Raw genomic sequence first — 9,192 nt, 5'->3', positions numbered from 1 at the left:
ACTTATGCTATGATTGTCTAATGACGACTTTTGAGACGGGAAACAGAGAAGAAGCAATTAAATACAGATTCACACTAAAGGAGTGTCTTTTCGGAGACGCTGCCTTTTACAGAAGAGTGGCTATGGTTGTGGTCCCGATGATTGTTCAGAACACTTTGAGCAATATCGTGGGTCTGCTTGATAATGTCATGGTCGGACAGGTGGGAACCCTTCCCATGTCCGCTGTGGCTATCGTAAACCAGCTGCTCTTCATTTTTTATCTTTGCATATGGGGTTCTCTTGCGGGAGCGGGCATCTTCAGCACCCAGTTTTTCGGCAAGGGCGATATGGACGGAGTACGCTACTCGATTCGTTTCAAGCTGATAACAGCTGTGGTGATATTGACAGCAGCGCTGTTTATCCTGTTCAACTTCGGCCCCGACCTGATATCCCTTTATATTGCAAAAGAAACATCACCTGCCGATGCTGCAGCGACAATGGGCTACGCGGTGTCCTACCTTAATATCATGCTGGTGGGACTGGTAGGCTTTAGCATTACTCAGGTTTACGCCAGCGCCATGAGAGAGTCGGGCAAGACCACACTTCCCATGATTGCCAGTATGGTGGCCATGCTTGTGAATTTCGTTTTCAATGCCCTTTTGATCTTCGGACTTTTCTTTTTCCCAAAGATGGGTGTTCTGGGCGCAGCCATTGCGACGGTTATTTCAAGATTCACGGAGCTCTTTATTGTGATAGTTGGAGCTCACAGAAAAGGGTCGAAGTACAAGTTCTTCAAAGGGCTTTATCACGGATTTAAGATTCCTGTGGGCCTTATATGGCCGATACTCTCAAGGTCTCTGCCTCTTTTGATGAACGAGTTTTTATGGAGTCTTGGACAGGCAACTTTGATGCAGGCCTACTCCCTTAGAGGGATTGCCGTTATCGCTGCCATAAACATCAGCGGAACCATATCCCAGATCTTCAACGAAGTCTTTTTATCCCTGGGTAACTCTGCGGGAATCGTTGTAGGACAGGAGCTTGGCGCAGACAGGCTGGTGAATGCCAGAAGGACGGCATGGAGAATGGCCGCACTTTCCGTGGGCAGCACCTTTGTAATGGGCGCTCTGCTTGCTATAGCAGCACCGCTTATTCCCCGCATTTATAATGTAGAACCGGACATCAAGCATCTGGCAATGCAGTTTATTCTGGTGGTAGCTTGCATGATGCCTATTCACGCATTTGCAAACGTGTCATACTTCACCATGCGCTCCGGCGGAAAAACAGCCATCACTTTCGTTTTCGACAGCTGTTACGCCTGGGTGATCTCGGTGCCGACAGCGTATGTACTCAGCAGATTCACAGCTCTGCCTGCCATCAACGTATTCATCATCGTTAACCTGGTGGAGATTGGTAAGGACATCATCGGATTCTGCCTTGTAAGAAGCGGAGTATGGGTCAGAAATATCGTAAAGAATTAATAAAAAGAGCCGTCACAGTGTCAGTCTGTGGCGGCTTTATTGCTAGTCATATATGTATGATCATGGAGTAACATACTTGGACATTATGTCCTTTAATTGCTCAACCTCCTCATCGGAGAGGTTGTCCTGAGCATATTCAAGCATCCCCTGAGTATCCCCGCTTGAGATGTAGGACTGGACTTCGGGAATGTCCTCGACGTTTACGTTGTTGGCGATTATCTCGGTAACTGTGTCTTTATCCTCTTCTGTCATGGATTCCGCAATCTCTTTTACCTTATCATTGGAGGTGTTCTCAATGTAGGTATCAAGAGTCTTGCTGACAATGGCCTTGGTGACGGGATTGGCTTTGCTTGAGCTGCTCTCTTCGCGGGAAGCTGCTGACTCCACGTCCTTGGAGATTGACTTCATTATTGAGCCTCTTGCTACTATAAAAATGCATCCGATCACCAAAACGATGATCAGAGTTATCATAAATGACTTAAGTGCTTTCATGTCTTTTTTGATCCTTTCATGTTTTCTTAAAGTTTCTTTTAGGTTGAGGATATATACTGTTCCTATAGAAACCCAAAGACAAAATGCATTATATGGCAGTAAAAAGGATATGTCAAAATGAGAAGTAAACAATTTATTATAGGAATACTGATGATGATGCTCGTGATGATTCCGGTGCTTGGCGGATGTGGTCGGCAGGAAGTGCCGGAGACTGAGGCAGAGGCAGCTGTGAGCACGGCAGAATCAATTGCTGAGGATTCTTCCCTCATCATCACAGCGCTCAAGGGCGGAGCAGCAGACTCTTTTGTCCTGCTGTCTGAAAATCATGTAGTTGTCATAGATACAGGCCTTGAAAGCAAAGCCGACAAGCTGGTGGAATTCCTGAAAAGCCAGGGAGTCACAAGGGTTGATGAGCTTATTATCACCCACTATGACAAGGATCATGTGGGCGGCGCAGATCATATCATCAGTGAATTTGAAGTGGGGAAGGTTTATACAACCTACCATTCAAAGGAATCCGATGATATCACAGAGTATATTGCTGCGCTGGAATCCAAGGGGCTTTCTGAGAGCACGGTAACGGAACTGATTTCTTTTGAGGCAGACAATGTAACCTACACCATTTATCCTCCGCAGAAGACAAGCTACGCTGACAGTGAGAGCAACAATTCTTCTTTGGTTGTGAGGGTGACTGCCGGAGAGAACTCCATGCTCTTTGCGGGAGATGCTGAAAGCGAGAGGATAAGCGAACTTCTTGAAACCACAGGGCTGGAATCCACTGTTCTCAAGATTCCCCACCACGGGCGGATTGATGCAAATACCGAAAAGCTGATCGACTACATCAATCCGGATTACGCCATTATCACCAGCAGTGGTTCTGAGCCGGAGGATCAGGAGGTATTGGACATGCTTGAATCGCGCGGTGTTAAGACTTATCTCACCAGGGACGGCAATGTGACTATAGTGATGGATAGTGCCGGAATTGCTGTGACTCAATAATTAAAACGCGCCCCACCTGCGCCCATAGCATAAAAAGTTTTTTTACTTCCAATTTCTACCTAATAATAGTAAACTTGTAGTGTTATGGACTTATTTGAGTATATGCGTGAAAACAATAAAGAGAAGGAATCTCCGCTTGCCGCCAGGATGCGCCCCAGGACCCTCGATGAGGTTGTGGGACAGCAGCACATCATTGGTAAAGACAAGCTTCTTTATCGTGCAATTTCCGCTGATAAGATAAGCTCAATCATCCTGTACGGACCGCCCGGAACCGGCAAGACCACCCTTGCAAAGGTCATTGCCAACACCACAAAGGCGGAGTTCATGCAGCTTAATGCCACAACCTCCGGCAAGAAGGATATGGAGGAAGTGGTGTCCAAAGCCAAGGATAATCTTGGCATGTACGGCAAGAAGACGATCCTTTTCATCGACGAGATACACAGGTTCAATAAGGGACAGCAGGACTATCTGCTTCCTTTTGTGGAGGATGGGACCGTGGTGCTTATAGGTGCCACCACCGAGAATCCGTACTTTGAGGTAAACGGGGCTCTTATTTCAAGATCAGTGATATTTGAGCTTAAGCCGCTGACCGTTGATGACATTAAGGTGCTTCTTGAGAGAGCAGTAAATGACACCGAGAGGGGCATGGGAGCCTACAAAGCAGTCCTTGAGCCCGACGCGGAGGAGTTTCTTGCTGACCTGGCAGACGGGGATGCAAGGCATGCCCTGAACGCCATTGAGCTTGGAATCATGACTACTCAGAGGAGCGAGGACGGTCTTATCCATATCACTAAAGAAGTAGCGGAGGAATGCATCCAGAAGAAGGTTGCCCGCTACGACAAGGATGGGGACAACCACTACGATACCATCTCTGCTTTTATCAAGAGCATGAGAGGCTCTGACCCGGATGCTGCGGTCTATTATCTGGCAAGAATGCTCAATGCGGGAGAGGATCCCAAGTTCATTGCAAGAAGAATGATGATCTGTGCTTCGGAGGACGTTGGTAATGCAGATCCCCAGGCACTTCAGGTGGCTGTGGCTGCTTCACTGGCTGTGGAGCGGCTGGGTATGCCGGAAGCCAGGATTACTCTGGCTCAGGCGGTCACCTATATCGCTACGGCACCCAAGAGCAACGCGGCGTATCTCGCCATAGATGAAGCTTTGTCCACGGTGAGACAGACCGGGAATCTTCCCATTCCGCCGCACCTTCAGGATGCCCATTACAAGTCTGCGGCCAAGCTCGGCCATGGCATCGGTTATAAGTATGCCCATGACTACCCTGACCACTATGTGGAGCAGCAGTATGTGCCATACGAGCTTAACGGCAAGGAGTTCTACAGCCCCACAGGAAACGGGTACGAACTGAAGATAAAGGACCACATGAGACGCCTTAAGACCCGCGACCAGAAGGATACATGAGGATTTAATGAAAAAGAACTATCGTAAGATGCATACGGGTAAGAAAGCCCGTCGAAACAGAAGAATAGTGATGCTTTCGGGTGTAGCCGCAGTAAGCGCAACGCTGCTTGTGGCAGCCCTCATAGTCTGGATGATCATCACCGGAAGAAACAATGACGAAGTGGTGACAGCCGATATAGATGAAGCCATTTTTGAAGCTTCCCTGGAAGTCGAAGAGGAAAAGAATTCAGAGTACATCAACGTCAACACCATAAACAGCATTGTTGACGGCGGTAAGACTGTCTCAGATGCCCTGGCGGCAAGGCCTGCCACTGTGGAGATGACAGCCGACAACAGGGCTGAGTTTGCAACAATAGATAACTGCCTTATAGTGGATTCCGGCAAGGTTGAGATCTCGGTAAAGTCAGAGGGAATCCCGAAGAGTGATGACAAGTACTATTACCTCTTTGAGGAAGCAACCTATGAGGACGGGATCGCCGATGGCAAAGAGCCCATTGCCAAGGTCTACAAGAGCGATGATACCTCTTTTAAAGTCGATCTCAATAAGGGAGCGGCTAATTCAAGGCTCTTTTCCAAGTTCCAGGTGGCGGTCAAGGAGAACGATCAGTTTGTCAGCATAAGCCACGCCAAGTACATCACAAACCCCGGGGCCTGTGCGGGATACAGCTACGGAGGTATGAGCCACAGTTCCATCAAGGGCATTCTTCCTGATCCTTTGAGGATTGGAGAACTTCCTGATCTTGGAGTTAACTATTGTACTTACAACATGCCTCTGAGCCATATTCTTACAACCTCAGGCGGCATTGCTTATACCTACGGCGGAGTGACATATCACTTCAATGCAGGAATCATCAACAACTACGATACTCTCTATAAGAGGCTTAACAGCATGGGGATCGATGTGGCGGCCATTATCCTTAATGACGCCAGCGTGGGAGCTTTCCCGGAGATAACCCATCCCGATGCAAGAGGCGGCTCAACGGCTCCCTACTATATGTTCAATGCCACCAACGAAGCCGGTGTTAAGGCTCTGGCAGCAGTTGGAAGCTTCCTTGCTAACAGATATTCAGGCTCCGGCCACGGCAATGTCAGCATGTGGGTCATTGCCAACGAGGTCAATGCCCGCAAGGAATACAACTACATGGCAAAGACCGACGTGGGCACTTACACCGCCGCTTATACCAGGGCTTTCAGGGTGTTCTACAATGCCATTAAATCCCAGAATTCAGCAGCCAAGGTCTACATTCCCATCGACCAGCGCTGGACCTATAATACAGAGAAGACCGGTGATTATGACGCCAAGGATGTGCTTGATATTTTCGCATCTTCCCTTAAGGATTATGGCGACATAAACTGGGGACTGGCGGCCCATCCCTATTCCTTCCCCAACGGTAATACCGCTTTCTGGAAGGCCTCCAAGAATGTCAATCACACCTACTCAACGCCCATCATCACCATGGACAACATTGAGGTTTTGACAAACTATATGCATGAGCCGGCGATGCTTACCGCAGAAGGAAAAAGAAGATCCATCATCCTTAGTGAGATCGGATATTCCTCCACTTCCGGCGAAGCACTTCAGGCGGCGGCCATTGCCTATGCCTACGTTAAGATGGAGAAAAACGGCAACATTGACGCTCTGATGCTTTCAAGGCAGACCGATGCGGGAGATGAGATCGCAGCCCTTGGACTGGCCCTTGGACTTCAGACCACCGGCGGACAGAAGAAGCATTCATACAACGTATTTAAATACATCGACACAGATAAACGTAGCGAAGTTATTTCTTTTGCCTATAATATAGTAGGAACGACCTTCTAAAACGGGCAGTGTAAAGTGAATTATAAAAACTGTGAACCGTCCTAAGGAATCCACCGCAAGCGGTACCACCTTAGGACCAGGAAAGGGGAAACCAAAAATGACAAACGCTGAAAAAGCCCTTAAGATGCACGAGGAGTGGAACGGCAAGCTGGAGATCAGATCCAAGGCCGAGGTAAAGAGCCGTGAAGACCTGGCAATTGCCTACACACCCGGAGTTGCGGAGCCCTGCAAACTCATTGCCGAGGATAAGGAGCTTGCCTACAAGTACACCTTCAAATCCAACACCATTGCCGTTGTTTCAGACGGAAGCGCAGTTCTCGGGCTTGGTAACATCGGACCCTACGCAGCAATGCCTGTTATGGAAGGAAAGGCAGTTCTTTTCAAGGAATTCGGTGGAGTAAATGCAGTGCCCATCTGCCTTGACACCCAGGACACCGAGGAGATCATAAAAGCTGTGACTTACCTGGCACCGGGCTTTGGCGGCATCAATCTGGAGGACATTTCAGCCCCCAGATGTTTTGAGATAGAAGAGCGGTTAAAAGAGATCCTGGATATCCCCGTATTCCACGACGACCAGCACGGTACAGCAATCGTGGTTCTTGCGGGCATCATCAACGGCCTTAAGGTTGTTGGTAAGTCCAAGGAGAGCTGCAAAGTCATCGTAAACGGTGCGGGAAGCGCCGGAATCGCCATCACAAGACTGCTTCTTAGCTACGGCTTCAAGAACGTTACCCTCTGCGACAAGGTTGGAATCCTGAATAAGGATACCGAAGGCCTCAACTGGATGCAGAAGAAGATGATGGACGTAACAAACCCGGAGAACCTCTCCGGCAGCCTTGCGGACGCTCTCAAAGGAGCCGACATCTTCGTTGGAGTTTCAGCTCCGGGAATCGTGTCAAAAGAAATGGCGGCTTCCATGAACACTGATGCGATCATGTTCGCCATGGCAAATCCCGTTCCCGAGATCATGCCTGATCTTGCAAAGGAAGCAGGCGTAAGGGTAATCGGAACCGGAAGGAGCGATTTCCCCAATCAGGTCAACAATGTTCTGGTATTCCCCGGAATTTTCAGAGGAGCTCTTGAAGCAAGGGCAAGACAGATCACCAACGAGATGAAGCTGGCAGCAGCCGAGGCTCTTGCAGGTCTTGTTCCTGAAGAAGAGCTTAGTGATGTAAATATCTTACCTGCAGCCTTTGATCCCAGAGTTGCCGACGTTATCAGCGCAGCGGTCAAGGCTCACGTAGTTGATGGGAGAAACAATTGAGTTCAACATATCTGACACTGTACAAGATGATAGTGCTGTACATGCTAAAGCGCTGCCAGATGCCCCTTAGCAAGTCACAGATCTACGATTTTATTCTGGAAAAAGAGTATACGAACTTCCTTACACTTCAGGAAGTATTCAGTGAGCTGGCTTCCTCCGGACTTATCACGGAGAAGACCATGGCCAACAGGACTTATCTTGAGCTGACCGAGGACGGGGCCAAGACTCTGGAGTTTTTCGGCAACAGAGTAAACCCCGCCGTTCGCGATCAGATCGATGAGTACCTTAAAGCCAACAATATGAAGCTCATAAATGAAACTTCCATCAAGGGGGATTACAGGAAAGTGGCTGACAATGACTATGAGGTCAGAATGATAGCCACAGACGGAAATCAGGTTCTTATGGATCTTACAATGTCTGTCCCTACTGAGGAAACGGCTCAGAGCATTCTGGATAAATGGCAGAATCGCAACCAGGAGATTTACAGCTATCTGGTAAAAGAGCTGATGTAAAAAGAAATATCTCATTAATTCAAAAAAGCCCGCATCCAGCAGCCTGGACGTCGGCTTTTTTTACTAGGGGAAAAGCTGCTGACGAGAATCGAACTCGTGACCTCCGCACTACCAATGCGACGCACTACCGACTGTGCTACAACAGCTTGTGATGCCTTTTGGGCAGTCAACAGATTGTATCTTACCACTTGAATAAATGGTTGTCAATAATTAAATTTCTGAATTGATAACTGACATGTAATATGAGTAAAGACTCCTGTAAGTATCAAGATTGTAGTGGAGTCCGTCTGCAGTTGAATAGCCTGCCTGGTTCAGATATGAGTATCCGTCCAGCCACTTGATCCTGGGATCGAGCTCTGACTGCATTCTGGCATTAAAGCTCTCAATCTGGGCATTGGTAACTGTAGTGCAGTCCCCGACAGGAGTAACTGCGGCATAGTAAACCGTGATGCCGGCCTCTGTCCAGGCATCAATATTGCCATTAATGAGACTGATGTACTTGCTTACATTTCCAAGATCGTTTACACCGAAGTTGATGATCATAACGGATCCGTTTCCGGCATAGGCAGGGATCTGTGAAAGGGCGGTGTTCTTGAACCAGCTGTAACCTTCACCGATCTTAGCGATGTAGGCCTTATCTGAAGAACCTACAGCCATCTGCATCTGAACTGTTCTGGAATCGCCAACAAAAACATAGGGGGTTCCGGGAAGGTCAGGTACCATGTAGTCACCCTTGATAAAGGCGGTGATGCCGTCGTAGATGACCTCGTACCAGCCGTTATCGGTCTCACCGGTTACCTGAAGCTGATTGCCCCAGCGGAGCTTGCCAACCTTGTCATAGTCGGTTCCGGCACCGGCTCTTACGTTTACGGTATCGCTGGTGTACATGGTCACAGGGGTTTCATACTCCATAACGGAATAAACGGTCTTCGGAGAAACCTGTGCGGGTGTCTCTGTTGCCAGAGAAACAACGCTTGTTCCTGTGTCTGCGGAGGCGGTCACGGGAACAGTAACTTCCTTTGTAACTTCATTGTTATAGGAAGAAGTACTTTCCGGAATTGCGTTTATCACAGCGGGAGCCGCGGAAACTGTTTCAGCGTTCCTGTCCACAACGGCTGTTGCAGTGGCAACGATGGAAAACCCGGCCGCAAAAGCAGCAAGTAATATTAAGTTTCGTGAATTTATGTTAATTTTTTTCATCGAACAGATTTTACATTAGTCGTAACAATA

General features: G+C 48.3%; 8 protein-coding genes and 1 tRNA gene. 6 read left to right on the top strand and 3 right to left on the bottom strand.

Going from position 1 to position 9,192, the window contains the following annotated elements:
* The first annotated feature begins 20 nt into the window (after nucleotides 1–20).
* Nucleotides 21–1,457 carry an MATE family efflux transporter gene (locus tag T456_RS0117050; protein ID WP_024867216.1) on the top strand — a complete coding sequence of 479 codons (1,437 nt, stop codon included), beginning with the start codon at nucleotides 21–23 and terminating at the stop codon, nucleotides 1,455–1,457.
* Between the two features lie 60 nt (nucleotides 1,458–1,517).
* Here T456_RS0117050 and T456_RS0117045 read toward each other — a convergent pair whose 3' ends face one another.
* The gene (locus T456_RS0117045; protein ID WP_024867215.1) at nucleotides 1,518–1,949 is read right to left on the bottom strand and encodes a hypothetical protein; all 432 of its coding nucleotides are present in this window, start codon (nucleotides 1,947–1,949) and stop codon (nucleotides 1,518–1,520) included.
* Nucleotides 1,950–2,066: 117 nt separating this feature from the next.
* On the opposite strand from T456_RS0117045, the gene T456_RS0117040 reads away from it, so the two are divergent.
* The 5 genes from T456_RS0117040 (at nucleotide 2,067) to T456_RS0117020 (ending at nucleotide 7,962) form a co-directional block, all read left to right on the top strand.
* On the top strand, nucleotides 2,067–2,948 hold the full coding sequence (locus T456_RS0117040; RefSeq protein WP_081749138.1) for a ComEC/Rec2 family competence protein: 882 nt from the start codon (nucleotides 2,067–2,069) through the stop codon (nucleotides 2,946–2,948).
* A gap of 84 nt (nucleotides 2,949–3,032) precedes the next feature.
* Nucleotides 3,033–4,367, top strand: coding sequence for a replication-associated recombination protein A (locus T456_RS0117035; protein WP_024867213.1), 1,335 nt, complete (start codon nucleotides 3,033–3,035; stop codon nucleotides 4,365–4,367).
* Nucleotides 4,368–4,374: 7 nt separating this feature from the next.
* A complete protein-coding gene (locus T456_RS0117030) occupies nucleotides 4,375–6,186 on the top strand; it encodes a DUF5722 domain-containing protein (protein ID WP_024867212.1) in 1,812 nt (603 codons plus the stop codon).
* Nucleotides 6,187–6,283: 97 nt separating this feature from the next.
* Nucleotides 6,284–7,450, top strand: coding sequence for an NAD(P)-dependent malic enzyme (locus T456_RS0117025; RefSeq protein WP_024867211.1), 1,167 nt, complete (start codon nucleotides 6,284–6,286; stop codon nucleotides 7,448–7,450).
* Complete coding sequence (locus T456_RS0117020) at nucleotides 7,447–7,962, top strand: DUF4364 family protein (protein ID WP_024867210.1); 516 nt, start codon at nucleotides 7,447–7,449, stop codon at nucleotides 7,960–7,962. The genes T456_RS0117025 and T456_RS0117020 overlap by 4 nt, the downstream gene beginning before the upstream one ends.
* Before the next feature lie 73 nt (nucleotides 7,963–8,035).
* Here the strand turns inward: T456_RS0117020 and T456_RS0117015 are convergent.
* Both T456_RS0117015 and T456_RS0117010 read right to left on the bottom strand, forming a co-directional pair.
* Nucleotides 8,036–8,108: transfer RNA gene (locus T456_RS0117015), tRNA-Thr, on the bottom strand.
* A 64-nt stretch (nucleotides 8,109–8,172) separates the two neighbouring features.
* Entirely contained in the window at nucleotides 8,173–9,162 is a 990-nt protein-coding gene (locus tag T456_RS0117010; RefSeq protein WP_024867209.1) for an SH3 domain-containing protein, read from the bottom strand.
* Between the last annotated feature and the right edge of the window lie 30 nt (nucleotides 9,163–9,192).

The sequence above is a fragment of the Butyrivibrio sp. FCS014 genome, assembly GCF_000526935.1.
In the GTDB taxonomy this organism is placed as follows: Bacteria; Bacillota; Clostridia; order Lachnospirales; family Lachnospiraceae; genus Butyrivibrio.
The sequence above is the reverse complement of the archived record's forward strand: the minus strand, read 5'-3'. Positions and strand labels throughout refer to the sequence as shown.